Below are 23,974 nucleotides of genomic sequence, written 5' to 3'. Positions count from 1 at the left end.
CTCCCAGCCAACACGTATGCGTCCGCCCGCCCTACTGGCTCTATGGACGACCGCGACCACCGCGGCGAGCGGATCGAGCGGGTCTCACCGCGCCGTCGCGGGACGGTCGACTACATGCGTGCGGCCGGCCGACGGAGCAACGTCCACGGGCTCGTCGAAGTCGACGTGACTGCGGCGAGAGAGGCCATCCGAACGATCGAGGCGGCGACCGGCGACGCGCCGTCATTCACCGCCTTCCTCGTCGGCTGTCTCGCGCGAGCGATCGAGGATCACCCGCGAGTCAACGCCTATCGCGACTGGCGCGGGCGATTGCACGTCTTCGACGACGTGGACGTGAACGTGCTCGTCGAGACCGCTGTCGACGGCGATCGGATCGCCGTCCCGCACGTCGTTCGCGGTGCGAACCGACGCTCGCTGCGGTCGCTCCACGACGATATCCGGTCGGCTCAGGGCTCGACCGACCCGACCGAGCTCTCGCGGTGGGCCGCGCTCGCTTTCCGGCTCCCGGGCCCCGTGCGGCGGCTCGTCTGGCGACTCCCCCAGTGGTTCCCACGCCGCTGGACGGAGACGGCCGGGACGGTCGCCGTGACGTCCGTCGGGATGGCCGGCAGCGGCGGCGGGTGGGCCCTCAGCCCGACGAACTACACGGTGCAACTGACCGTCGGCGGCATCGCGGAGAAGCCGCGGATCGTCGACGGCGAACTCGAAGCCCGGGAGATCCTCCACCTCACGGTCACCTTCGACCACGACGTGGTCGACGGCGCCCCCGCCGCTCGGTTCGTCGACCGACTGCGCGACCTCGTCGAGGACGGTCACGGGCTCGACTCGTGGAACGGACGGTGAGCGCCTCGCCCGCGGGACCGACGCAGCCGCTATCGGTGACGGCGAAGGCGCGAGAACCGCGCGACCGGGCCGAACGCGGCGTCAGTACTCGCGCTCGATGAGGTAGTCGGCGATATCCTCCAGCCGGGCGCGGGCATCGTTGTCCGGGAGGAGCTTGAGGTTGTCCTTGCCGCTGGCGATGAGGTCTCGGGCGGTCTCACGGGCGTACTGGATCGAGCCCGCCTCCCGCAGACGCTCGACGGCGGCTTCGATCTCGGCCTCGTCGACGGCTTCGACCGAGTCGGTTTCGACGAGGTCGTCCACGTCGACGCCCTGCTCGCGTGCGTGGAGCGTGATGAGCGTCTGCTTGTTCTCGACGAGGTCCGACCCGCGCTGTTTACCCAGCTTCTCGCTGGGCGTCGTCAGGTCGAGCAGGTCGTCCTGGATCTGGAAGGCGCGACCGACGTCGAGGCCGTACCCGTGCAGCGAGTCGACGGTCTCGTCGTCCGCGCCGACGAGCATGGCCGGGATGGCCGCGCTGGCCGCGTACAGCACCGCGGTCTTGAGTTCGACCATCTCGAGGTACTCGTCGGTGGCGACGGCGTCGCGGGACTCGAAGTCGATGTCCAGCGACTGCCCCTCGCAGATCTGGGTGCAGGTCGTCGCCAGTTCCATCAACGCCGCGTTGGTGCGCTCGGGGGCGGCGCCGGTCTCGACGAGGTACTGGAAGGCCTTGGAGTAGAGCGTGTCCCCGGCGAGGATCGCCGTCGAGAGGTCGTACTCGCGGTGGACCGACGGGACCCCGCGGCGGAGGTCGTCGTCGTCCATGATGTCGTCGTGGATGAGAGTAAAGGACTGGATGACCTCGACGCTGACCGCGGCCTTGAGCACGTCGACCGTCCCGCTGTCGGCCGGAAACGACCGGTAGTCGGCGGTCTCGGGGTCGGCGTCCACGTCGGCCAGCGACTCCGCGACCAGCAGGACGACGGTCGGCCGGAGGCGCTTCCCGCCGGCGTCGAGCAGGTAGCGCGCCGCCTCGTAGAGCCGCTCGGGCTCGCCGACCGGCAACTCTTCGGGGACCGCCTGATTGACGCGCTCGCGCCGCGCGACGATGGCCCGCTCGACGGCCGCCTGGGACTGTCGGCTCATACTACTCGACCAGCTGGATCAGGTTGCCGTTGCGCGTGACGTGCAGGTCCCGACCCATCTTGTACCCCTCGCTCTCGGCCAGGTTGACGTAGTCCGAAAAGCCGGACATGTCCTGGTGAGCGGGGATGACGTGCTGGGGCTGGAGCGCGTCGAGCATCTCGTAGTGTCCCTCCTTGTTCAGGTGGCCCGAGACGTGGATGTCGTCGTAGATGCGCGCGCCCTGCATGCCCAGCAGCTTCTCGGACTGGTAGCGCTGGCCCTCGTTCGTGGGCTCGGGGATGACCCGCGCCGAGAAGATGACTTTGTCGCCGTCGTCGATCTCGTAGGGCGTCTCGCCGCGGCCCATGCGGGTGAGCATCGCCCGGGGCTCGCCCTGGTGGCCCGTCACGATCGGCAGGAAGTTCTCCTTGCCCTCGTTCATGATCCGCTTGAACGTGCGGTCGACGGACTTGCGGTGGCCGTACATCCCCAGGTCGTCGGGGAAGTCGACGAAGTCCAGGCGCTCGGCCGTGCCGGAGTACTTCTCCATCGAACGGCCCAGGAGGACCGGCTGTCGGCCGATGTCCTCGGCGAACTCAACGAGGCTCGTGACCCGCGCGATGTGGGAGCTGAAGGTGGTGGCGACGATCCCGCCGTCGTAGTCCTCCAGGGAGTACATCACGTCTTTGAGGTGCCGTCGCGCGACGGATTCCGACGGCGTGCGCCCCTTCTTGTTGGCGTTCGTACAGTCCTCGATGTAACAGAGGACCCCGTTGTCTTCGCGGCCGATCTCGCGGAACCGCTTCATGTCGATGGGGTCACCGATGACCGGCGTGTGGTCCATGCGCTTGTCCAGCCCGTAGACGATGGCGCCCTCGGGCGTGTGCAGGACCGGGTTGATGGCGTCGATGATGGAGTGGGTGACGTTGACGAACTCCAGTTCGTTGCGGTCCCCGATGGACATCGTCTCGCCCGCTTCCATCTTCTGCAGGTCGTTCTGGACGCCGAACTTCTCCTCGCTTTTGATCTGCTGTTTGACCAGCTCGATCGTAAAGGGCGTCGCGACGATGGGGGCGTCGTAGCGGTGGGCCAGCTTGGAGATGGCGCCGATGTGGTCGAGGTGGCCGTGTGTCGGCACGATGGCCTTCACATCGCCTTCCAGGTCGGACATGACGCGGTCGTCGGGGATCGCCCCCATGTCGATCAGGTCGAGGCTGTGCATCCGTTCGGTCTCGACGTTGTCGTGGATGAGGACCTTCGAGAGGTTCAGGCCCATGTCGAACACCACGACGTCGTCGCCTGCGCGAACTGCCGTCATCTGGCGGCCGACTTCCTCGTAGCCGCCGATAGTTGCGATTTCGATTTCCATGGTTTGCACTCCGAGGAAGGCTCGCCCGCGACGGCGGTGCGACCGGCGAACAGTGGACGCTCGCGTAACTGCCCCGCTCCGGGCCGCCCCGGTCGACCGACCCGAGAGCCGTCGTGTGGGTGCGACGGCCCTCGCGCCACCGGCGCGGTCGGAGCGCAGTCCGCATCGGCGCCCGATGCGTCAGCCGGCCGCCCACTCCGCACCCGGGCGGCCGTATGCTCGGTTACCTCTACATAGACAGTGAGGTTTTAAAAAGCGTCCGACTCGTCTCCGCGAGCTGTCACTCCTCGTCGAGGTGTCCCGGTCCCGTCGTCCAGTCGCCGTCCTCGTCCGTCGCCGACTCGTCTCCATCGTCTTCGCCGTCGCGCTCGGACGACTCCGGGTCGGCATCGCTCACGCCAGGGTCGGTCGCGGGCTCGTCACCGGTCGAGCCCGGTGCCAGCGGATCGTCCGACTCGCTACCGCCGGGCGCGGTCGGCTCGTCGGACGGTCCGTCCCTGGCAGGTGCCAGCGGGTCCTCTTCGTCGGCGAGCGGGTCGTCGCTCCCACCGGGACCCAGCGGGTCCCCGGACTCGTCCGGTGCCAGCGGGTCGGCGGACTCGCCCCCGTCGTCCGTCGGGAACGGCTCCGGTTCCTCGCCCGGGTCGTCCGGGACGGCCGCCGGTGTCCCGTCTTCGCTATCGCCGTCCTCACCGTCGCCGGACGAGAGCGGGTCGCCGCCGCTGTCCGGGCCCAGCGGGTCCCCGGACTCGTCCGGTGCCAGCGGGTCCTCGGCCGACCCGTCGGAGGCCTCCGGTCCGACTTCCCGCGTGGCGTCGCCGCCGGACGTCTGACCGGCGCCGGAACCTCCCTCTGTGCCGTCGTCCGGATCGACCCCGTCGTCGTTCGACGCGTCCGGGCTGGAGTCCGAACTCTCGGCCGCGTCGGGGCCGTCTCTCGACCCCCGGGCCGGTCCGCCCGCCTGCCCGAAGCCGAGTTCTTCGGCGATACCGCTCTCGTTGGCCACGTCCTCCGGCGATTCCCGTGGGTCTTCGGCGTCTTCAGCGTCTGCGGCCGCATCAGCCTCCCCGGTGGCGTCGGGCTCCGAGTCCGGTTCGGACGGGTCGTCTGTCCCGGGTTCGCCGTCGGACGAGTGCGCAGTGTTGTCCGCCGCCGGCGTGGCCTCCGTCACGTCGCCGACGTTCTCGCTTGTCGGGACCTCGCTGTCGCTTCCGCGGGTCCCGGCGAGCGTGTCGGCCCCCTCCGCGTGGTCGGCCTCGGTCACTTCGTCGCTCGCGCCGCCGTGGGACGTCCACTCGTCTGCCGTCGTCTCGTTCGGTTCGTCCGTGCTGCCGGGCGACCATTCGTCGACCCCGGACGCGACCGAATCGTCGGAGTCCGAAGCGGTCGGCCGCTCGTCGCCGCCGGCCCCTTCGGGATCGACACCGGGGGCCTGCGTCGGTGTCCCGTCCGCCCCGTCCGACGAGACGGGCGACCCCCCGGCCGGTTCAGCGGGCTCGTCGTCACGGCTGTCGGCCGCCGCCGGCCCGGTCCGGGGCGTAGCGGTCCCTCGCTCCCTGGGCTCTGGCTCGGGTCGGTCGTCGGCGTTCGCACCGCCGCTCGAGGGGTCGTCGGATCCGGCGGTCGAACTCGCCCCGGCCGTACCGTCGTCGACCGCGGACTCCGGTTCGTCGTCGGCGTCGGCCTCGTCTCCCGCGGTGCTCTCGGTGTCGTCGGACGGCTCCACGGCGCCGACGACACCCGCTCGCGTGCCGTCGGCGACGAGCTTGTACGCGAGCCCGGCCTGGCCGGCGCCGTAGACGAAGACGCCGAGGACGACCGCGAAGCCGCCGGCCGCCGCCTGTACGCCCTCGGCGGTCACGTCGAGCGAATCGACGTTCCCCTCGGTGAGCGCCCAGACGCCACCACCGACCGACGCGGCGCAGACCGCCACCAGTACCAGCCAGTACGAGAAGAGGTAGAAGCCGTACCGAAACGCCGCTCGGCGGGGGACCGATGTCATATCACCTCCATTGCCTAGCCCGACCTAATAGGTTACGCCGTTCGGGTCGGCGACACGTCTCGTCCGCGCCGCGACCTCCTTCACTCCCCGCGGACGACGGTTCCGGGTGACCCGCCTGCGACGAACGCGTCGAGGCCCTCGGGCCCGAAGACGTGCGCCGGCGCACCGAGCGCGAGCAGTTTCTCTACCTTGGCGGCCATCCCGCCGGTCACGTCCGTCGCGTCGCTGCCCCCCAGGGCGTCGGCGGCGTCCGCGAACCGCTCGATCCGTTCGATCACCTCGCCGTCGCCGTCGAGAACGCCGGGAACCGTCGAGCAGAGGCCGACCCGGTCCACGTCGAGCCCGCCGTCCTCGGCCAGCGCCACGACGAGGTCGTCGCCGCTCGTGACCGTCACGCCGGCCCCCGACTGGACGACCCCGTCGCCGTGGAGCACCGGGACGAACCCCTCGGCCAGCATCGCCGCCACGCTCCTCGTCGGCAGCGAGAGGTCACCGTCGGCGTCGCGGCTGGCGAGCGACAGCGGTCTGACCGGGAGCGCCGCGACGCCCGCCTCGTGGAGCGCGTCCAGCACCGCGGCGTTCAGCCGCCCCATCGCGTCGTGGATCGCGCGGGCGTCGGCGGCCGAGCGGGTCCCCGACTCCGCCGTGACGCCACGCTCGGCCGCGGCGTGGTGGCCGAAACTCCCGCCGCCGTGGACGAGGACCAGGTCGCCGTCGAAGTCGGCAACCGCCTCGGCCGCCCGGGCCAGGGCCGCGTCGTCGACGGTCTCCGGGGACGCTTTCTCGGTGACGACGCTCCCGCCGAGTTTCAACACCGTCGTCATTCGACGCGGACTCCCTCGGTGTCCAGCTCCGCCCGGAAGGTCTCCTCGCAGCCGGGCAGGTATCGCAGCGCGGTCTCGGTCTCCTCGGTCTCGTCGAGCGCGACGACGCAGCCGCCGCCGCCGGCACCCGTGAGTTTCGCTCCGAGCGCGCCCGCGTCGCGGGCCGCCCACACCATCGCGTCCAGCGACCGCGAGGAGACACCCAGCGCCGACAGCAGGCCGTGGTTGAAATCCATCAGCTGTCCGAGTTCCTCGGTGTCACCGTCCGCGAGCGCCGCTTCGCCGCTACGGACCAGGTCGCCGATAGCCGCGACGGTGTCGGCCGCGAAGTCGTAAGAGTCCTTCAGCTCGCGCACGCCGGCGACGAGCGCGCCCGTGTCGCCCGCACCACCGTCGAAGCCGACGACGAACGGGAGCTCGGGCGCGTCCAGCGAGCGGCAGTCGTTGCCCTCGACGCGCACGGCGCCGCCGGTCGCCGAACAGAACGTGTCCGCGCGGGAGGCGTTGCCCTCCTGGACGGCCAGCTCGGCGGAGTAGGCGCGCTCGGCGACCTCGTCGGTCGTGAGGTCCGCACCGAGTTCCTCCGCGGCCGCGTAGATGCCCGCGGCAGTCACCGCCGCCGAGGAGCCGAGGCCCGCACCGAGCGGGATCTCGCTCTCGATGGTGATGTCGAACCCGGCGTCGGGCGCGTCGGCGGCGTCGCGTGCCTGTTCGACCGCAGCGTCGACGTAGCCCGTCGCCGCCTCGACGAGCGACTGGGAGACGTCCACGTCCGGATCGGCGTCGGTCGCGCCGCCGTACTCGACGGTGAAGCCGTCGAGGCTGAGGTCCTCGGCGTGGACCCGAAGGTGGTCGTCGGCCCGACGCTCGACCGTCACCCGCGCGCGGCGGTCGATGGCGCAGGGCACCGCCGGCTCGCCGTACACCACTGCGTGCTCCCCGAAGAGATACACTTTCCCGGGGGCGCTCGCGGTAACCATGCTCGCTCGTCGGACCCGCGGGGAAGTAATGGTTTCCGAAGGGCGGTCGCTGAGAGGCGACCAGTATCCGCCTCGCTCAGACGTCGATGTCCGTATCGTACTTGACGTAGTTCCCGATCCAGCCGCCCAGGGCGCTCAGGCCGACGAAGTAGAGCACGGCGAACACGAAGAGGAACAGGAGGATGATGCCACCGATAGCCAGGCCAGCCGCCTCACCGCTCCCCAGCGCGATGAACCCGAAGACACTGAGGACGAGAAATCCCAGTGCGAGGGACGGCAACAGCGCGATAGCTCCGGAGATCGCGCCGACTCTCAGCCCGTCGGAGCGCGTCCCACCCTGGAAGTACCCCGCGAGCGCGCCGCCGAACAGCGGCGCGAACGGGAGGAAAAAGCCCGCGACCGTCGATACCACGGCACCGATCAGCGCGTTGACGAGCGTGTTACCTTCGTCCATGCGCCCCCGTTCAGCCACCTCGGTTATAAAAGTGGCACTCGGTCCGACGGGCTTGGTCCGCGGCGACTCGGGACGGCCGCCTACAGCGAGACGGTCACGGAGTGCCAGCCCGTCGAGCCGCCGGGGTGGGCCCCCGTCTGCTCGCTCGTCTGCAGGCTGCCAGTCCCGTCGGTGGCTCGGACGACCACGTCCTTCGGTCCCGAGTCCGGCAGTTCGGCGACGTGACGAAAGCGCCGCCAGGCGTGGGGCGACGGCGGGGCTTCGAGGTCGGCGTCGGCCCACGTGTCGCCGCCGTCGAAGCTCACCTCGACGCGGTCGATCCCGCGTCGACCGCCGTAGGCGACCCCGCCGACCGCCACGCGGTCCCCCCGGCGCTGGACTCCCCGAACGTACGACAGCGTGTTGACGACGGCCTCCTCGACCCAGCCGCGAGCCTCCCAGTAGCCCTCGTGTTCGCCGGCGCTGACCTCGATCGCCTCGACCCACTTCGTCGATTTCATCCCGTAACGGCCGGGTATCAGCAGCCGCGCCGGGAACCCGTGTTCTTTGGGCAGCGTCCGGCCGTCCATCCCGACGGCGAGGACGATGTCTTCGCGGTCGCGCACCGCGTCCCACGGGATCGCTTCCGTGTAGCCGTCCGCCGCCAGCGTCACCACGTCCTCGGCGGCGTCGGGGACGCCCGCTTCCTCCAGCAACGCACGGACCGGCACCGCCCGCCACTCGGCGGTGCTGATCAGGTCGCCACCCACGGAGTTGGAGATACACGCCGTCGTGACCGTTATGTCACGGGCCTCGGGGTGGGTGACCACGTCCGAGAAGGAGAGTTCGTACGACTCCTGAACCGCGCCGCGAACCGACAGCGACCAGCGCTCGGCGTCGACGCTCGGGTTCGAGACGTTCTTGTCGACGACGTAGTGGTCGGCCGCCGTCCCGACCGCCGCCGGCATCCCCGCGAAGCCGTAGCCGAAGGACGGGTCGGCGTCGGCCTCGGCGACCGAGACGACGACGTTCTCGGTGGTACTGCGCGATTCGAGCACCTCGCCGTTCTCCGAGGGCGTCGCCGTCCGCCCGGAGTCCGGCGTCGTCGTCCCCTCCTCGCGCTTCTCGGCGACCGCGTCGAGCGACTCGCCGGGTTGGGGGCCGTCGCCGGAGGTCCCCGGGCGGCCGAGACTCCGGGCCGCGAGAGCGCCGCCCGCCGCCAGCCCGACCGCGCCGCCGAGGTTCCGGAGCGTCCGGCGCCGCCCCACGCTTGGGCGGTGCCGGTCACCGACGATCCGGAGGAGCCCCGGAGGCAACAGCGCCAGCGCCGTCGCCGCTGTCCACCGCCAGAAAACGCCGTCGCCCGCCGCCCGGAAACCCGCCGCCGTCAGGACGACCACGAGTATCGAAACCGCGGTGACGAGACGACGTTCCTGCGTCCGAGTGGTCCCGTACCCCTCCGCGAAGGCGGCTATCCCGGCCGCGGCGGCCACCGCCGCGATCGCGATCCCGGCCATCAACGCCGGCTGTGCGGCCGCACCCAGCGTCTCGATGGCCAGCGTCGCGACCGCGCCGGGCGACGCCTCGATGACGGCCTGCGCGGCCACCGCCAGCGGGTGGCCGCCGACCAGCGGCGCTGCCGCGAGGATCCCGACCAGCCACACGACCGCGGTGGCCGCCCACCCGAACACGGCGCGTTCCCGTCCGTCCATGCCCCGCTCTCAGTACTCACGGCGGTAATACTTTGTGCGGATGCGTCGACTCGACGCAGTCGCTACAGAGTCAGTGAAAACAATGCGGAAGTCGAACGGCGACCGTTAAATCTCGGTCTCGAAGTCGTCGAGACCGTAGGACGGCTCTGCGCCGCGCTGATCGAGCGTCTCGTTGGCGAGTAGCCAGTAGACGACCGACAGGGCCTTGCGCCCCTTGTTGTTGGTTGGGACGACCAGGTCGACGTTGGATGTCTGGTTGTTGGAGTCGCACATCGCGATGACCGGGATGCCGACGGTGATGGCCTCCTTGACGGCCTGGGCGTCACCGATGGGGTCGGTGACGACTACGACGTCGGGCTCGATGTAGCCCTCGTAGTCGGGGTTGGTCAGCGTCCCCGGGATGAAGCGGCCGGTGCGGGCGCGGGCGCCCACGGCGTCGGCGAACTTCTCGGCGGGGAAGCGGCCGTACTGGCGCGACGACGCCACGAGGATCTGCTCGGGGTCGTAGTTGGCCAGGAAGTCCGCCGCGGTCCGGATACGGGTGTCCGTCATGCTCACGTCGAGCACGTACAGCCCGTCGGTGCGGACGCGGTGGATGAACCGCTCCATGTCCTTGGTCTTCTGCTGGGTACCGATGTGGACACCCGCGGCCAGGTAGTCCTCGACGGGGATGAGGAGGTCTGCCTCGTCGTCGGGCATGACGTCCTCGTCGAGGGCGGGCCCCTCGTCGGCCTCCTCGGCCGGCTCCTCGTCGGCCGCCTCGTCGGCGACCCGCTCGTCGGCCCCAGTGGCCGGTTCCTCAGTCTCTGTCTCGGCCGCCGCGGTCTCCTCGTCGACCTCGGGGTCGACGTCGGACTCGCTGGCGTCGAGACCTTCGTTTTCGTTTCCGCTCATACTGCGTTGTCCTCGATTCGGATGAGTTCGTTCAGCTTGGCAGTGCGCTCGCCCGCGACCGCGCCCGTCTTGATGAACGGCGCGTCCGTCGCGACTGCGAGGTGTGCGATGGTGGCGTCCTCGGTCTCGCCGCTCCGATGTGAGACCACGTGGCCGTAGGCGTTCTCGACGGCCAGCTCGATGGCGTCGAACGCGTCCGACAGCGTCCCGATCTGGTTGGGCTTGATCAGGATGCTGTTGGCCGCACCCTGCTGGATACCGTCGCCCAGCCGGTCGGTGTTGGTCACGAACAGGTCGTCGCCACAGACCAGGGTCCGGTCGCCGACCTGCTCGGTCAGGTCCGCGAAGCCCTCGTAGTCGTCCTCGTCGAGGGGGTCCTCGACGTACTTCAGGTCGTACTCGCGAACGAGGTCGGCGATGTACTCGACCTGCTCCTCGGTGGAGCGCACCGTGTCGGAGTAGACGTAGCCGCCCTCGTCCTCGTCGTACATCTCCGCGGCGGCCACGTCCAGGCCGAAGCGGATCTCGAAGCCGACCTCGTCGGCGACGGCCGTGGTCGCCTCGTCGACGATCTCGAAGGCCTCGGCGTCGTCGATCGACGGTGCCCACGCGCCCTCGTCGCCCTTGCCCGCGGGCTCGTCACGGTCCACGAGGATGTCGTGGACTTTCCCGTGGACCGCGGCGTTGGCGAAGATCGCCTCCGACACGGAGGGCGCCCCGACGGGCGCCGCGAGGAACTCCTGGATGTCCGTCGCGTCGGCGGCGTGTTCGCCCCCGCCGACGATGTTGCCCAGCGGGATCGGGAACGTGTTCCCGCGGAAGGTCCCACCGAGGTGCTGGTAGAGGGGGGCGCCGGTCACGCTGGCACCGGCCTTCGCGGCGGCCATCGAGATGGCGACCGCGCTGTTGGCGCCGATACCCGAGAAGTCGTCGGTGCCGTCGGCGGCAGCCAGCGCCGCGTCGACCTCGCGCTGGTTGCCCGCGTGGACTTCCCCGACGAGTCGGGGGATCGCGTCCTCGCGAGCCTTCGCGATGGCCTCGGCGGCCGGCAGCTCGATGGCCTCGTACTCGCCGGTGGAGGCGCCGCTCGGTGCGGCTGCGCGACCGAAGCCGCCCTCCTCGGTCAGCACGTCGGCCTCGACGGTGGCGTTGCCCCGCGAGTCGAGCACGCGGCGCAGCCGCACGTCGGTGACGAGCGTCATCGCTCACCCCGACGGACGGTGAACGGCAGTGCACCGGAGTCGTACTCCTCGGCGGCGATCAGGATGGGCTGGGTCTGCTCGGTGTCGACGAGCACGGGCGCCCCGTAGGCTACCTGCAGCGCTCGCGCGCCGATGATGCGGGCTTTCTCGTAGCGGTTGTACGATTGGCTCATTGGTAGGGTGCGACGATGTCGACTAGGTCCTTGTGCGAGACGAGCATCCGCCGGCAGCAGTGCCGTTCGACGCCCAGGTCGTCGAGGACCTTCTCCGGGTCCTCGGGCTCCTCGGCTTCGCGGGTGCGAGCCTTGAACTCCTCCCAGTGTTCGCCGACGACGTTGCCGCACGTGAAACACCGGACCGGGACCATCATGGCGAGATCACCGGTAGGACTTCTGGTAGCGGGCCCGTGCGCCGGGGCCGCCCCACTTCTTGGACTCGCTCTGGCGTACGTCGTTGACCAGCAGCGACCGGTCGAACTCCATGAAGGCGTCGCGCAGCTCGGCGTCGTTGGTGTGCTGGACCAGCCCGCGGGCGATGGCGGTGCGGGCCGCGTCGGCCTGCCCCATCACGCCGCCACCCTGCACGTCCACCTCGACGTCGACGCCCTCGCGGAGGTCGTCGTCGGCCAGGCGGAACGGTTCGAGCATCTTCAGCTGGGCCAGCTCCGGCTCGGTCAACTCGACTGGCTGTGCGTTGATACGCACGCGACCCTCGCCCTCGCGGATCGTCGCGCGGGCCACGGCCGTCTTCTTCTTTCCCGAAGTGTTCGTTACCATGTGTTGTTGGCTCCCAGCGCCTCGCTGATCTCGCCGAGCGAGACGAACTTGATGTTCGACAGTCGGTCCAGCGAGGTGCCCTCGAGCACCTCGCCGTCGTCGTCGTAGGGGTTGCCCACGTAGACGCGGACGTTCTCGAACGCGTCGCGACCGCGCGTCGTCTTGTAGGGCACCATGCCGCGGATCGACCGCTTGAGGATGCCGTCCGGTCGCTTCGGGTAGGCCGGCCCCTGGTCGGAGCCCAGCTCCCGGCGCGTCTCGAACGTGCCGATCACGTCGTCTTCGCTCCCGGTGATGACCGCCGCCTCGGCGTTGACCACCGCGACGCGCTCGCCGTCCATCGCTCGCTCGGCCACCTGTGAGGCGACGCGACCGAGGATGCAGTCACGTGCGTCGACGACCACGTCGGCCTCGAACTCGGCGAGGCTCATCGGATCACCCGCACGTTCGATCCCTCGGGGTTGTTCTCGAGTACCTGTTCTAGCGGTGCCGCCTCGCCGACCTGGTCGATCTTCTTCTCGGCGGTGCCGGAGAAGTCGACCGCGGCGACGGTCACGTCCTTCTGCAGGACGCCACTGCCGAGTACCTTGCCGGGCACGACCACGGTCTCGTCTTCCTGGGCGTATCGCTCGATGCGACCCAGGTTGACTTCCGCGTGGGTGCGCCGCGGACTCTCTAAGCGCTCGGCCACGTCGCCCCAGACGTCGCCGCCCGAGTTGCGGGCGGTCGTCTTGAGGTCAGCGATGAGGCTACTGAGTCTCGGATTGCTCTTGCTCATACGTTTCTCCTAGAAAAGTGCAGGGAGCAGGATTTGAACCTGCGGACCCCTACGGGACAGCGCCCTGAACGCTGCGCCGTTGGCCTGACTTGGCTATCCCTGCTCGCAACCGTCTGTTTCACCGCACCCCTCAAACCGCTTTCGATCGCGGCGCCCACAGCGCCCGATCGGTCCGCCGTCCGCGCGTTTCCAGCCGGACGAGCGGGGCGCTCGTGGTCGTCGGAACTGCCGCCCGACGACCGGATGCGAACGCCGTTGGTTCGAGGGGTGTCGTGCATCGTTACAGTTGGATCGACTGTCGCAGTTCGTCCGCGCGGTCGCGCAGCGACCCGACCGCCCGGGTCACGAGTTCGTCGACCGTCAGCGACCCGTCGGTCTCGACGTGGAAGACGAAGGCGTTGGACACGTCCTCGACTTCGATCTCTTTGCCGGGGTAGCGCTGTGTCAGGTCGTTGCCGAACTCGTCGGTGTGGACCAGCTCGCCGTCCTCCTCGATCACGCCGCGGATGATGTGCGGTTCCTCGTCGGCGAACTCGCCTTTGTCACCGACGACCTCGACGCGCTGGAGGTGGCGATAGCCGACCGCCACGCCGCCCTGGTGTTTTGCGTGGTCTCGACCCCGGTCGAGCACGGCGTCTGCCTCGGCTTCGAGGCGCTGGCCGGCCTTGAGGTCGATGATCGGGATGTCGTCGTTGGCGGGTCGGACCATCTCGTCGCTGGAGACGATGTCGCCCGAGTAGGCCGTCACCGTCTCGGTCGTCTCCTCGCGGCTCGGCCCCTCTACGTCGAGCGCCAGCGTCACTTCGTCGCCGATCTCGAACTCGCCCTCGGGCGTGGTCAGCGGGACCAGCCCGAGTCGAAGCCCGATCTGCTCGTCGAACATCACACTGGAGTTCTCCACGACGCGAAGCTCGTCGATGGAGAAGGTGGGCACGTCCGCGACCATCGCGCGACGGATGCCGTTGGCGAACGCGGGGGTGATCCCCCGCACCAGGAATCGCGCTTCCCGGTCGCCGCGTTCGACGAACTCGACCTCGTAGTCCTCCATGGTTAGAATCCTGCGTTCTTGGGACCGCGGGTGCCGTCGTGCGGGATCGGGGTCACGTCCTCGATGCGACCGATCTCCAGGCCGGCTCGCGCCAGCGCGCGGATGGTCGCCTGTGCGCCCGGACCGGGGTTGGTCTGCTGGTTCCCACCCGGACCGCGAACGCGGACGTGAACTCCTTCGACGCCCTGCGCTCGGACTTCCTCGGCGACGACCTCGGCCATCTGCATGGCGGCGTACGGCGAGGCCTCGTCGCGGTTCTGCTTGACGACGGTCCCGCCCGAGGACTTGGCGAGCGTCTCGGCGCCCGTCTCGTCGGTGATCGTGATGATCGTGTTGTTGAACGATGCGTGCACGTGGGCGATACCCCACTTGTCGTCCTGGGTCTCGCTCATGTTATTGGTCCTCCGCGCGTTCGGGGTGGAGTTCGTCCGTCAGCGGGCTCGTCGAATCGAACTCGACGGCGCCTTCCTCGCTCACGTCGACCTTCTTCGAGGGGCGGGTAACGCGCTGGCCCTCGACGGTGACGTGACCGTGGGAGACGAACTGGCGGGCCTGGCTCGTCGTGTTGGCCAGCCCCTTCCGGTAGACGACCGTCTGCAGCCGCCGTTCGAGGATGTCCGTCACGTCCAGCGACAGGATGTCGTCCAGCGAGTCCGTCTCGTCGAGGACGCCGATGCGCTTCAGGCGAGCGAGGAACTCCTCGGTCTCCCTGGCGGCGCCCTCGGTCTCGGTCTGGCCCAGCAGCTTCCGGGCCTCCCGACGGTAGGCGCGCAGCTCGGACTGGGCGCGCCACAGCTCCTCCTTGTTCTTGAGGCCGTACTGGCCGAGCAGGGCGGACTCCTCGCTGATGCGCTCGCCCTGGTAGGGGTGGTTGGGCGTCTCGTAGAACTTGGTGTTGCTACCGAGCGCCATTATTCGTCATCCCCCTCGGCTTCGGCCGCCTCGGCCTGCTCTTCTTTGATGGCCTCGACGTTGACGCCGATGGTGCCCTCGGAGCGACCGGTGGACTTGGTGCGCTGACCGCGGACCTTCTGTCCGCGCTTGTGCCGGACGCCCTTGTAGGAGTCGATCATCTTCATGCGATTGATGTCCTGACGGCGGGACATCTCGAGGTCGGTCCCCGTCTCGTGGGTGCTGTCGCCGGCGAAGAAGTCGTTCCGGTGGTTGACGAGCCACTCGGGCGCCTCCTCGGCGAAGCCCTCCACGAGGGCGACGATCTCGTCGATGTCCTCCTCGTCGAGTTTGCCGAAGACAGCCCGGCGGTCGATGCCGGCCTCCTCGGCGATGATGCGGGCCGCGCGATGGCCGATACCGTTCATGTCGGTGAGCGACCGCTCGACGGACTTCGTGCCGTCGAGGTCGGTCTGGCCGATTCGGACGAAGTAGCGGATGTCCTCCTCTTCCTCGTCCGGGTCTTGGTCTTCTGCACTCATGTGTCTGTGATTCGGGTGTGAGCGTCGTGGCGGGGATTCGAACCCCGGAGGCTGTACGCCACAGAGTTAGCAACCCTGCGCCTTGGGCCAGGCTTGGCTACCACGACACGCACTTGCAGCGTGCGGTTGTATACTAGCGCCCTCACGCGAACCGTCGCGTCGGACTCGGGACCCGGTGCCCCTGCACGAGCGTACCTGAATTACCTCCCGGCCTCTATTTAAACATCACGGAGTGAATCCATCGCGGGGATCGGTGGCACGGCCCTCGGCCCACCGGCCGACGGCGACGCTCACCTGACCCTCCGTCACCGCTTTGCCCGTCCGGGCCGTCGTGTCGATATGGCCGACTCCGACACCGAATCCGTCGACCCGGCCGACGGCGAGGCCGTCAGACGCGCCCTCGAACGCTTCGCCGGGCCGAGCGCCGTCTCCGAGCGCGACGACGGGTCGCTCGTCGCCGATTTTCGCGGGACGACCCACGTCACGGTCCATCCCGGCGGCCGGGTCGAGACCGGGATGCCCCTCCACGAGTTTTCGGGTGTCGCCGAGCGCCTCGTCTTCGACTACGACGCCGGCGAACTCCGCGTCGAGCGCGACGGCGTCACCTACACGTTCCGGCGGCCCTGAGGGAGCGCGGTACCCCCCCGCCCGCCGTCCCGTGGGACCCTCACGATCGAATCGACGCAGGCGTTAACAGCCGGGCGGCCGACCGCCGATCGATGACCAACTTCGCGCCCGACTACTGCGGGTACTGCGGCCAGGAGCTCCGCGATTCCGACCTCGCACCCGGCGCGTCCGTCTGTGACGACTGCGAGCGGTACGTCTTCCACAGCCCGACCCCCGGCGCGTCCGTCACCGTCGTCGACGACGAGCACCTGTTGCTGATCCAGCGCGCCGTCGGCCCGTCGGCGGGCCAGTGGGGCACGCCAGCTGGCCACGTCGACTGGGGAGAGGACCCCGACCACGCGGCCGCGCGCGAACTCGAAGAGGAGACCGGACTCCGCGTCGACCGCGACGACCTGACGCTAGTCGCCGGCCGCGGGACCTGGGTCGCCGACGGCAAGCACATGGTCGGCTTCGAGTACGCCGTCCACCGGGCGGACACCCGTGGCGAGCTCGACGCCGGGACCGACGCGCAAGACGCCCGCTTCTGGACCGCCGAGTCGTGGAATGGGGCCGACGAACGCATGCACGAAACCACTCGCGAGCGGTACGGGACCACCGACGTCGAAGAAATCGTTACGAAGACGCTGGCCGAACTCGGCTGATCAGACGAGGACGACCGTCAGCGCGGTCGCCGCACCGGCGAGTACGGCTGCGACGATCATCAGTCGTCGGTCTCGGCGGGCGTCTCGTCGACGGTCGGGTACGCGTCGGCCCCGCCGGCCGGCGGGTCGTCCAGATATCTCTCGTTGACGACCCACTCACCGTCCTCCTCGATCATGTACTCCCCGTAGTAGGGGACGCGGTTCGCGACCGTCTCGCGGAAGGTCTCGCGGATCCCTGCGCGGGTCATCTCGCCCATCGGCCGCAGGTCGTCGTTGCGATTGAGACAGCCCTTCAGGTACCCTTCGTGCGTGACGCGCACGCGATGACAGTTCGCGCAGAAGGTCCGGTTCTCCACGGGGTCGACGATTTCGACCATCCCGGCCTTCGACTCGTCGACCGCACCGTCGTCGGCGATCGCGTCGCCGTCGACGCCGTCTCGCGCGATCCAGTACCGTTTGCGGTCGTGCATCTCGCGACGCTCGACGTGGTCGGCCTGCTCGGCGAGCCAGTCGTGGACCCGATCGATGTCGACCGCCCACTCGGGGTGGCCGGCGATCTCCGGCATGTACTCGATGAGCTGCAGGCGCAGCCCCTCGTTCGCGGCGACGTGCTCGACCATCTCGGGGACGTACCCCGCGGTCTGCTCGAAGACGACCATGTTGAGCTTCACCGGCGCGAGCCCCGCCGACAGCGCCGCGTCGACGCCGTCCATCACCGCGTCGTACGCGCCCGCCTGGGTCACCTGCTTGAACGTCTCCCGATCGAGGGCGTCCTGAGAGATATTGACCCGTTCGACCCCGGCGTCGACCAGATCCGCCGCTCGACCCGGCAGCATCGTCCCGTTCGTGGTCAGCGAGACCTCCATCGTCTCGGGCGTGCGGGCGACGATCTCCGCTACGTCGTCGCGCAGGAGCGGTTCGCCGCCGGTGAACTTCACCGAGTCGACGCCGAATTCGGCGACGACCTCCAGAAAGCGGACCACGTCGTCGGTACTCATCTCGTGCTCGCGGGGCGCCATCGGGCCGCGGGTGTCGCCCAGCCCCTCGTTGTGGCAGTAGACGCAGTCGAAGTTGCATCGGTCGGTGAGCGAGACGCGCACGCCCGATACTTCCCGACCGAACTCGTCCGCGAGCATATCTCCTCTTTCGGCCCGGCGGTAATAAGGCCGGTGCCAGTTGCAAGGTTTCTGCACAGCCGTCTGGGCCGGCACGGGGATCACGCCCGGCGACAGGTTGAAACGGCCGTGGCACGCACGACCGTGTCATGTCCCACGGCCGGCGAGACGAGGACGGGTGCGGAGCGCCGGACCGCGGCTCCGCCGACGCCACCGCGAGCGACGCCGAGGATCCCGATGCCCCCGCACCGAGCGACGCGTTCGGGGCCCTGGGCGGGGAGACGCGGCTGGCCGTCGTCCGCGCGCTCGACGCGGCGTCGCCTCGCGCGTTCTCCGAGCTCGTCGAGGCCACCGACGCTGACACCTCCGCCGGGTTCGCCTACCACCTCCGCCAGCTCACCGACCGGTTCGTCCGCCAGCGGGCGGACGAGCGCTACGAGTTGACCGACGCCGGCCGCTCGGTCGCCCGCGCCGTCGCCGCCGACACGTACACCGCGAGCGTCGACCGCGACCCCGTCGACCTGACCGAGCCGTGTCCGCTCTGTGACGACGACGGGCTCGTCGCCGCCGTCGCGGACAACGTCACCGAGGTCGGCTGCGAGCGCTGCGATGGAACCGTCCTTCGACTCTCGCTCCCCCCGGGCGGCTACGCCGACCGCGGTTCAGACGAGTTCGCCGACGCCATCGACGCCCACCACCGCCGACGCATCGACTCGTTCGGCGAGGGCGTCTGCCCCGAGTGCGCCGGACCCGTCTCGACCCGGATCGAACCAGTCGCCGGCTGCGACAGCGAGGGGGACCAGCGCGACGAACGGGTATCCGATGAGCGACGGGGGAACGACGAGTACGTCCCGGTCCAGGCGGTCTACGGCTGTGAGACCTGCGGCGCCGACCTGCGCTGCCCGATCGCACTGACACTGCTCGACCACCCGGCGGTCGTCGCCTTCTATCACGACCACGACAGCGACGTGCGCGACCGCCCTATCTGGAACGTCGGCAGCGAGTGGCGCGAGCGAGTCGTCTCTCGCGACCCGTGGTGTATCGTCGTCAGCGTCCGCCTCGACGGGGACGACCTCGTCTGCTACGTCGCCGGCGACGGACGGGTCGTCGACCACCGCCGGGAGTCCCACGACGACGGACCGACGGCGAGCAAACCAGCCGACGACGGGGGACCCGTCGACGCGAACGCCGACAGCGACTCGGCGGCGGTGTCGACGGACGACACCGAGGGCGTGCACGCGAACGACGCCGCGGAGTCGGGGACCGCCGAGTCCTGACGGATCCCCGCCGACGCGTGGCGACGCCCGTCACGATGCCGCGTCGAGTCCTGCGTCGGCCAGCGCGGTCGCCCGTCGGTCGCGGTCGAGCGCGTCGAAACCGTCCCCGTCCAGTACGGCCACGTCGATCTCTTCGGCGGTCGGCGACTCCCCGGTGCTCTCGGCCAGCGCGGTGAGCGCGAGCGAGACGCCCGCACCGGTGTCCAGCCCCGTCGAGTACTCGGCTTCGAGGTGGTCGCGGACGGCGTCGCTCCCGCGGCCGACCGCGGTCGCGCGCCACTCGGTGGGCGTTCCCGAGGGGTCGATCTCGTAGAGCCGCGGGTCGGGATCTGCGCCTCCCTCGACCGCCGGGATCGCCTCCGGAACGCCGCCCACCAGCAGCGCGGCCCCGAACGGTCGTGTTCCACCGGTCTGGGTGAACTCCTGGATCCGGTCGGCGACGGCCTTCGAGAGCGGTTCTACACCCGGGGCCTCCCCGTAGCGTAGGCGCTCGCGCTGGGCGAACTGCCGCCCGAAGTCGACGAGCCGCCGCGCGTCGGCGACGTGCCCCGCGGTGGCCACCCCGAGCCGTCCGTTCAGGTCGTGGACTTTCTCGATGCTATCGGGCTCCATCAACGGCGACCGCGGGCTGACGTGAGCGGCGAACACCACCGCGTGGTCGGTCGCGACGCCGACCGCGGGACTGCCGCGCTCGACCGCCTCGCGTGCGTACTCGACTTGATATAGCCGACCGTCCGGCGAGAAGACCGTCACGCCGCGGTCGTACGCCTGCTGGTCGTTCGACTGCATCAGGCCACCTCCTCCCCCGTGAAGTCGCGGCTCGGCGCGTCTCGACCGTCGTCGATCCCTCGGATTTCGACCCCCGCGCCCGTGATCGTCGCCACCGTCACGCCGTTGCCGCTGGCGGTGTCACGCTCGCTCGCCGCTTCGACCGCGTCGACAGCCGCTTCGGTCGCCTCGTCGAGCGTAGCCCCGGGGTCGAACCGCCGTTCGAGCACGCCGTAGGCCACCTGCATCCCGCTCCCGCCCGCGGCGTAGTCGGTCGCCATCACGCTCCCGCCGCCGTCGAGTTCGTAGACGTGTCCGCCCTCGGCGTCGACGCCGGCGAGGATCGGCGCGACCGGCAACCCGCGCACGAGATGGCCCGCGGTCCGAGAGAGGGCGCGCATGCTCATCGGTTTCTCTCGTCGGGACTCGTAGAGAGTGGTCTCGGCCCGCAACGACCGACTCAGGATCTGGGCCGGACCGACCGACCCCGAGATCGCCAGCGCGGCCGTCGGGTGGACCCGCGAGATCTTCTCGGCGTTCTTGTTCGTGGTGAACCGCCCGCCGAGACTCGCCCGTTGGTCCGCGGCCATCACCACCCCGTCGTCCGCAGCGATCGCGACGATCGTCGTCCCCGTATCGAACGTGGGTGCGTCGTGGTCGATCTGTTCGGTTTTCGAGAGGTGGTCGTGCGACAGTTCGTGGAGTCGGCCGCCGTCCGCGAGACCGAAGTCGGATAACGTCATCGCCAGGGTGTCAGGGTCGGGTGCGGATATATATTAGCTAAAGAATAATTTAGCAATGGAATATGACTGATATACTAGTTCTGATCTGTAAGATCAGTCGCCGGTCCCATTGTAGAGCGTTTGATTTCCTGTCCTGCTATCCATATTGTATACGTATTCTATCTCGTCAGCCGTCATGTTTCGCTCAGTTTTCCAGTACTCTTCGGTGAATTCTGCCGCATCGATCTGACCCGTATAATATTCTCGTGCAAGTGATGTGTTGACAACGAGGGTCTTTGGCTGGGCACCAGTGTTGTTCACTTCCGCGATCCGTAGCCTATCTGTTATTTTACCATTAATCCTTTCTAGGTCGTGGTGAGCAACCGCCTGTACATATCCGCTGGTGGCAAGCGTATTCACTTCCTTGGCCCTTCTAGCATCATTTCTCGATTCCGATGTCAAATTTAAAACTACAATCAATGAATTTCCTTCCGCGACACTCCATGCACGGATCCTGATCGGGACTCCAGTATCAACCTCTGTTTCCCCAAAGACCGCCCCTACAAACTCATCATATTTTTTGTTCGAAAATTTACTTGTGGGTGTCGGTGTTAGTGTCGGGGCCGGTGTTGCTGTTGGAGACACGGTCGGTCGAGGTGTTGGAACTGGTGTCGATGAGAGGGTTGGAGTCTGAATAGGTGTGGACTTTTGGAACTGAGTAGGAGAACGTACTGTACTTGGGATCGGATCCGGTGCTGTTTCTGCTGGCGTATTCGAATTGCCTTCTGTAGAAGTCAAAGTTTTAGTTGGATCTTCCATATCATTTGAATAGATGCTAAGTGAGGGAATTAAACCAGAATACACTGAGACAATCACAATCGTAAACAACAGTCCGAATAGAACCAATGCAAATTTCACCATCCGCGATTGTTCGCTATTAATAATTTTTTTCATATATTTTAAAACCGAGGCCCACCGTTATCTTTGCGGAGAGGCACGCGTCCGGTTCTTTCGGTTGTGTAATCTCCTCTATTAGAGTCTCTCTCTAACGAATTTGAGCCCCTCATTCGATCTATTCTATCAGAAACTCTGTCAGGCATCTCATTTGATTCATCTGATTTTTCTTCATTCTGTTCAGATCCGTCATCAGAGCTGTTCTGACTGAACGAATTATTATTTGTTTGTCCATTAGTGGCGTCTGTAGTTCGCGAGTTTACATCAGAATCTGGATCCACGTTCGCAGAATCTACCCCTAACGCTTCCTTGTACGCTTCTTTACTCTCGAACGTCGCGACGTCGTCGATAGAGTCGTACGACACGCCCTCGTGGTTCTGCGCGAACTCCTCGTCGAGGGTGACGCCAGCCCATTCGGTCGTATCGTCGTTGTCGGCGTCGGAGATGACGATACCCTGGTTGTCGATCGTCATACTATCGTGGTGACAGTACCGGTCGTCGTCCCTGTTGAAATGCGAACATTCCGACCCGTCGTCGCCACCGCTACCCACGCCGGACGTTGCAGGCTCGGTGACAGTCACGTTCTTCGTCGCCGTGCGCTCGCGACCGAGTCGGTCGACCACCGTGACTCTGACCGTGAACTGCCCGGCGCGTCTGAACCCCACCGTCTGCTCACTGGTCGCGCTCTCACCCGTCAGAACCGTCCGATTCACTCTGCGGTCGTCCACCTCCCAGAGCGCCCCCGCCAGGTCGTTCGCGCCGGCCGCTAGCGTCGCCGAGTACTCCGCGACGCGACCCTCTGTGACGCTCTCGGGTCCCGAGAGCATCACCGATGGACCGTTCGACGCCTCGACGTGGACCCGCAGCGTGTCGGTACTGGTCGCGCCGTCCCCGTCGGTGACCGTGACCGTCGCGTTGTACGTCCCGGTCGCACGCGGCACGAACGTCGTCCGCCCGCACCGCTCGCACGACGGTGTCCCGTAGGTCCCGTCGGGCAGCTCGATCCGCCACCGGTAGTCGTCGACCTCACCATCGGGGTCGCGAGACCCCGTCGCGTCCAAGTACACCGTCGTGTTAGTCGAGACGGTCCGGTCCAGTCCCGCGTCGGCCAGCGGTGATTCGTTCCCCCCGTCGTCCGGACCGCCCGCGCCCGTCGCGTTCGCGACCGGAACACCGGCACACACCGCCGAGACGACCAGCACGGCGCTCGCTACGACTCTCGAAACCCCCTGTCCCCTGTACATCATGTCGTTGGGACGACGTTCTGCCCCTCCGATATAAAAATGTTCGTGATTCTGGTAGACCCCGTGGTATGATCGTGCGTTCTACGCTATCGCCGGCAGGCGCGGAGTCGAACGAGGAAGGCTCCACAACCCTTTTCGCCGGGACCACCGGAGACGGAGTATGAACGAAGACGACGTGCTCGACCTGCTCGGCACCGTCGAGGACCCGGATCTGGGCGACGATATCGTCTCGCTCGGACTGGTCAATTCGGTGGAGATGGACGAGGAGGAAGTCCGCGTCTCGCTGGCGCTGGGGGCGCCCTACTCCCCGACCGAGACCGATATCGCGGGGGCCGTCCGCGAGGCACTGTCGGGCCTGGACCTGCGGATCGAACTCGACGCCGAGGTCGACAGCGGGCTCGTCGCCGAGGGGTCGGTGCTACCAGGTGTCGAGAACGTCATCGCCGTGGCGTCGGGGAAAGGCGGCGTCGGCAAGAGCACCATCGCCGTGAACCTCGCGGCGGGGCTGGCGCAACTCGGCGCCCGGGTCGGACTCTTCGACGCCGACGTGTACGGTCCGAACGTCCCACGGATGCTCGCCGCCGACCAACAACCCCAGGCGACCCCCGAGGAGACGCTGGTGCCGCCGGAACGGTACGGCACGAAGCTGATGAGTATGGATTTTCTCGTGGGTGAAGACGACCCAGTCATCTGGCGGGGCCCGATGGTCCACAAGGTGCTCACCCAGCTCTGGGAGGACGTGGAGTGGGGGAGCCTCGACTACATGGTCGTCGACCTGCCGCCGGGGACCGGCGACACCCAGCTCACGCTGCTCCAGAGCGTCCCCGTCACCGGCGCCGTCATCGTCACGACGCCCCAGGAAGTCGCGATCGACGACGCCCGGAAAGGGCTGGAGATGTTCGGCGAGCACGAGACGCCCGTGCTGGGCATCGTCGAGAACATGAGCTCGTTCAGGTGCCCGGACTGCGGCGGCGACCACGCCATCTTCGGCGAGGGCGGCGGCGAAGCGTTCGCCGAGGAGGCGCGGATGCCGTTCCTCGGCGAGATCCCGCTGGACCCGGCGGTCCGCGAAGGCGGCGACGCCGGCGAGCCGGCGGTGTTAGACGAGGACGGCGAGACCGGCGAAGCGTTCCGGTCGTTCGTCGAGAAGGCGGCGAACAATCAGGGGATCGTCCACCGGCGGCGCCACTCCCAGTCGCAGTGATGGGTCGGGAGGGACCCGCCG

Annotated in this window: 28 protein-coding genes and 2 tRNA genes; 5 read left to right on the top strand and 25 right to left on the bottom strand. The window is 68.2% G+C overall.

The window, feature by feature from the left end:
* The first annotated feature begins 42 nt into the window (after positions 1-42).
* A complete protein-coding gene (locus I7X12_RS16340) occupies positions 43-843 on the top strand; it encodes a 2-oxo acid dehydrogenase subunit E2 (protein ID WP_198061101.1) in 801 nt (266 codons plus the stop codon).
* 81 nt (positions 844-924) lie between these two features.
* On the opposite strand, the gene idsA3 is transcribed toward I7X12_RS16340, so the two are convergent.
* The 20 genes from idsA3 to I7X12_RS16240 form a co-directional block, all read right to left on the bottom strand.
* Entirely contained in the window at positions 925-1,971 is a 1,047-nt protein-coding gene (idsA3, locus tag I7X12_RS16335; RefSeq protein ID WP_198061100.1) for a geranylfarnesyl diphosphate synthase, read from the bottom strand.
* 1 nt (position 1,972) lies between these two features.
* A complete protein-coding gene (locus I7X12_RS16330; RefSeq protein ID WP_198061099.1) occupies positions 1,973-3,319 on the bottom strand; it encodes an RNase J family beta-CASP ribonuclease in 1,347 nt (448 codons plus the stop codon).
* 280 nt (positions 3,320-3,599) lie between these two features.
* Positions 3,600-5,321: a hypothetical protein gene (locus I7X12_RS16325; protein ID WP_198061098.1), complete on the bottom strand. Its 1,722-nt coding sequence runs from the start codon at positions 5,319-5,321 to the stop codon at positions 3,600-3,602.
* 80 nt (positions 5,322-5,401) lie between these two features.
* Positions 5,402-6,145: an isopentenyl phosphate kinase gene (locus tag I7X12_RS16320; RefSeq protein ID WP_198061097.1), complete on the bottom strand. Its 744-nt coding sequence runs from the start codon at positions 6,143-6,145 to the stop codon at positions 5,402-5,404.
* Positions 6,142-7,125 (bottom strand): mevalonate kinase, encoded by a 984-nt coding sequence (gene mvk, locus I7X12_RS16315; RefSeq protein ID WP_198061096.1) that lies wholly within the window; start codon positions 7,123-7,125, stop codon positions 6,142-6,144. The genes I7X12_RS16320 and mvk overlap by 4 nt, the downstream gene beginning before the upstream one ends.
* Positions 7,126-7,201: 76 nt before the next feature.
* Positions 7,202-7,579: a DUF5518 domain-containing protein gene (locus I7X12_RS16310; protein WP_198061095.1), complete on the bottom strand. Its 378-nt coding sequence runs from the start codon at positions 7,577-7,579 to the stop codon at positions 7,202-7,204.
* Between the two features lie 80 nt (positions 7,580-7,659).
* Positions 7,660-9,270: a molybdopterin-dependent oxidoreductase gene (locus tag I7X12_RS16305; RefSeq protein ID WP_198061094.1), complete on the bottom strand. Its 1,611-nt coding sequence runs from the start codon at positions 9,268-9,270 to the stop codon at positions 7,660-7,662.
* Positions 9,271-9,375: 105 nt separating this feature from the next.
* Positions 9,376-10,164 (bottom strand): 30S ribosomal protein S2, encoded by a 789-nt coding sequence (gene rpsB, locus I7X12_RS16300; RefSeq protein WP_198061093.1) that lies wholly within the window; start codon positions 10,162-10,164, stop codon positions 9,376-9,378.
* Positions 10,161-11,366, bottom strand: a complete 1,206-nt coding sequence (eno, locus tag I7X12_RS16295) for a phosphopyruvate hydratase (protein WP_198061092.1) — start codon at positions 11,364-11,366, stop codon at positions 10,161-10,163. Before eno ends, rpsB begins: the two co-directional genes overlap by 4 nt.
* Complete coding sequence (locus tag I7X12_RS16290) at positions 11,363-11,539, bottom strand: DNA-directed RNA polymerase subunit K (protein ID WP_006883732.1); 177 nt, start codon at positions 11,537-11,539, stop codon at positions 11,363-11,365. Before I7X12_RS16290 ends, eno begins: the two co-directional genes overlap by 4 nt.
* Positions 11,536-11,736 carry a DNA-directed RNA polymerase subunit N gene (locus I7X12_RS16285; protein WP_198061091.1) on the bottom strand — a complete coding sequence of 67 codons (201 nt, stop codon included), beginning with the start codon at positions 11,734-11,736 and terminating at the stop codon, positions 11,536-11,538. The genes I7X12_RS16290 and I7X12_RS16285 overlap by 4 nt, the downstream gene beginning before the upstream one ends.
* Before the next feature lie 7 nt (positions 11,737-11,743).
* Entirely contained in the window at positions 11,744-12,142 is a 399-nt protein-coding gene (locus I7X12_RS16280; protein ID WP_198061090.1) for a 30S ribosomal protein S9, read from the bottom strand.
* Positions 12,136-12,573 (bottom strand): 50S ribosomal protein L13, encoded by a 438-nt coding sequence (locus I7X12_RS16275; RefSeq protein WP_198061089.1) that lies wholly within the window; start codon positions 12,571-12,573, stop codon positions 12,136-12,138. Before I7X12_RS16275 ends, I7X12_RS16280 begins: the two co-directional genes overlap by 7 nt.
* On the bottom strand, positions 12,570-12,920 hold the full coding sequence (locus I7X12_RS16270) for a 50S ribosomal protein L18e (RefSeq protein WP_006883728.1): 351 nt from the start codon (positions 12,918-12,920) through the stop codon (positions 12,570-12,572). The genes I7X12_RS16275 and I7X12_RS16270 overlap by 4 nt, the downstream gene beginning before the upstream one ends.
* A gap of 18 nt (positions 12,921-12,938) precedes the next feature.
* Positions 12,939-13,023, bottom strand: a tRNA-Leu gene (locus tag I7X12_RS16265).
* A 177-nt stretch (positions 13,024-13,200) separates the two neighbouring features.
* On the bottom strand, positions 13,201-13,968 hold the full coding sequence (locus I7X12_RS16260; RefSeq protein ID WP_198061088.1) for a DNA-directed RNA polymerase subunit D: 768 nt from the start codon (positions 13,966-13,968) through the stop codon (positions 13,201-13,203).
* A 2-nt stretch (positions 13,969-13,970) separates the two neighbouring features.
* Positions 13,971-14,360, bottom strand: coding sequence for a 30S ribosomal protein S11 (locus I7X12_RS16255; RefSeq protein WP_006883726.1), 390 nt, complete (start codon positions 14,358-14,360; stop codon positions 13,971-13,973).
* Between the two features lies 1 nt (position 14,361).
* The gene (locus I7X12_RS16250; protein WP_198061087.1) at positions 14,362-14,880 is read right to left on the bottom strand and encodes a 30S ribosomal protein S4; all 519 of its coding nucleotides are present in this window, start codon (positions 14,878-14,880) and stop codon (positions 14,362-14,364) included.
* Positions 14,880-15,401 (bottom strand): 30S ribosomal protein S13, encoded by a 522-nt coding sequence (locus I7X12_RS16245; protein ID WP_198061086.1) that lies wholly within the window; start codon positions 15,399-15,401, stop codon positions 14,880-14,882. Before I7X12_RS16245 ends, I7X12_RS16250 begins: the two co-directional genes overlap by 1 nt.
* Before the next feature lie 22 nt (positions 15,402-15,423).
* A tRNA-Ser gene (locus tag I7X12_RS16240) sits at positions 15,424-15,508 on the bottom strand.
* Between the two features lie 232 nt (positions 15,509-15,740).
* On the opposite strand from I7X12_RS16240, the gene I7X12_RS16235 reads away from it, so the two are divergent.
* Positions 15,741-16,028 carry a hypothetical protein gene (locus I7X12_RS16235; protein WP_198061085.1) on the top strand — a complete coding sequence of 96 codons (288 nt, stop codon included), beginning with the start codon at positions 15,741-15,743 and terminating at the stop codon, positions 16,026-16,028.
* A 92-nt stretch (positions 16,029-16,120) separates the two neighbouring features.
* On the top strand, positions 16,121-16,669 hold the full coding sequence (locus I7X12_RS16230; RefSeq protein ID WP_198061084.1) for an NUDIX domain-containing protein: 549 nt from the start codon (positions 16,121-16,123) through the stop codon (positions 16,667-16,669).
* Between the two features lie 59 nt (positions 16,670-16,728).
* On the opposite strand, the gene moaA is transcribed toward I7X12_RS16230, so the two are convergent.
* Positions 16,729-17,805, bottom strand: coding sequence for a GTP 3',8-cyclase MoaA (gene moaA / locus I7X12_RS16225; protein WP_198061083.1), 1,077 nt, complete (start codon positions 17,803-17,805; stop codon positions 16,729-16,731).
* 128 nt (positions 17,806-17,933) lie between these two features.
* Here moaA and I7X12_RS16220 point away from each other — a divergent pair, with 128 nt between their 5' ends.
* Positions 17,934-19,061 (top strand): ArsR/SmtB family transcription factor, encoded by a 1,128-nt coding sequence (locus I7X12_RS16220; protein WP_198061082.1) that lies wholly within the window; start codon positions 17,934-17,936, stop codon positions 19,059-19,061.
* A gap of 30 nt (positions 19,062-19,091) precedes the next feature.
* On the opposite strand, the gene I7X12_RS16215 is transcribed toward I7X12_RS16220, so the two are convergent.
* From I7X12_RS16215 to I7X12_RS16200, 4 genes are all read right to left on the bottom strand, one after another.
* Complete coding sequence (locus I7X12_RS16215) at positions 19,092-19,850, bottom strand: archaeal proteasome endopeptidase complex subunit alpha (protein ID WP_198061081.1); 759 nt, start codon at positions 19,848-19,850, stop codon at positions 19,092-19,094.
* The gene (locus I7X12_RS16210; protein ID WP_198061080.1) at positions 19,850-20,572 is read right to left on the bottom strand and encodes an Ntn hydrolase family protein; all 723 of its coding nucleotides are present in this window, start codon (positions 20,570-20,572) and stop codon (positions 19,850-19,852) included. The genes I7X12_RS16215 and I7X12_RS16210 overlap by 1 nt, the downstream gene beginning before the upstream one ends.
* Positions 20,573-20,665: 93 nt before the next feature.
* The gene (locus I7X12_RS16205) at positions 20,666-21,196 is read right to left on the bottom strand and encodes a hypothetical protein (RefSeq protein WP_198061079.1); all 531 of its coding nucleotides are present in this window, start codon (positions 21,194-21,196) and stop codon (positions 20,666-20,668) included.
* Between the two features lie 314 nt (positions 21,197-21,510).
* Positions 21,511-22,572, bottom strand: a complete 1,062-nt coding sequence (locus tag I7X12_RS16200) for a PKD domain-containing protein (protein WP_198061078.1) — start codon at positions 22,570-22,572, stop codon at positions 21,511-21,513.
* Between the two features lie 337 nt (positions 22,573-22,909).
* Between I7X12_RS16200 and I7X12_RS16195 the strand changes: the two genes are divergently transcribed.
* Positions 22,910-23,953, top strand: a complete 1,044-nt coding sequence (locus I7X12_RS16195; protein ID WP_198061077.1) for an Mrp/NBP35 family ATP-binding protein — start codon at positions 22,910-22,912, stop codon at positions 23,951-23,953.
* Positions 23,954-23,974 lie beyond the last annotated feature (21 nt).

The sequence above is a fragment of the Halosimplex litoreum genome (genome assembly GCF_016065055.1).
Lineage (GTDB): Archaea > Halobacteriota > Halobacteria > Halobacteriales > Haloarculaceae > Halosimplex > Halosimplex litoreum.
The sequence above is the reverse complement of the archived record's forward strand: the minus strand, read 5'-3'. Positions and strand labels throughout refer to the sequence as shown.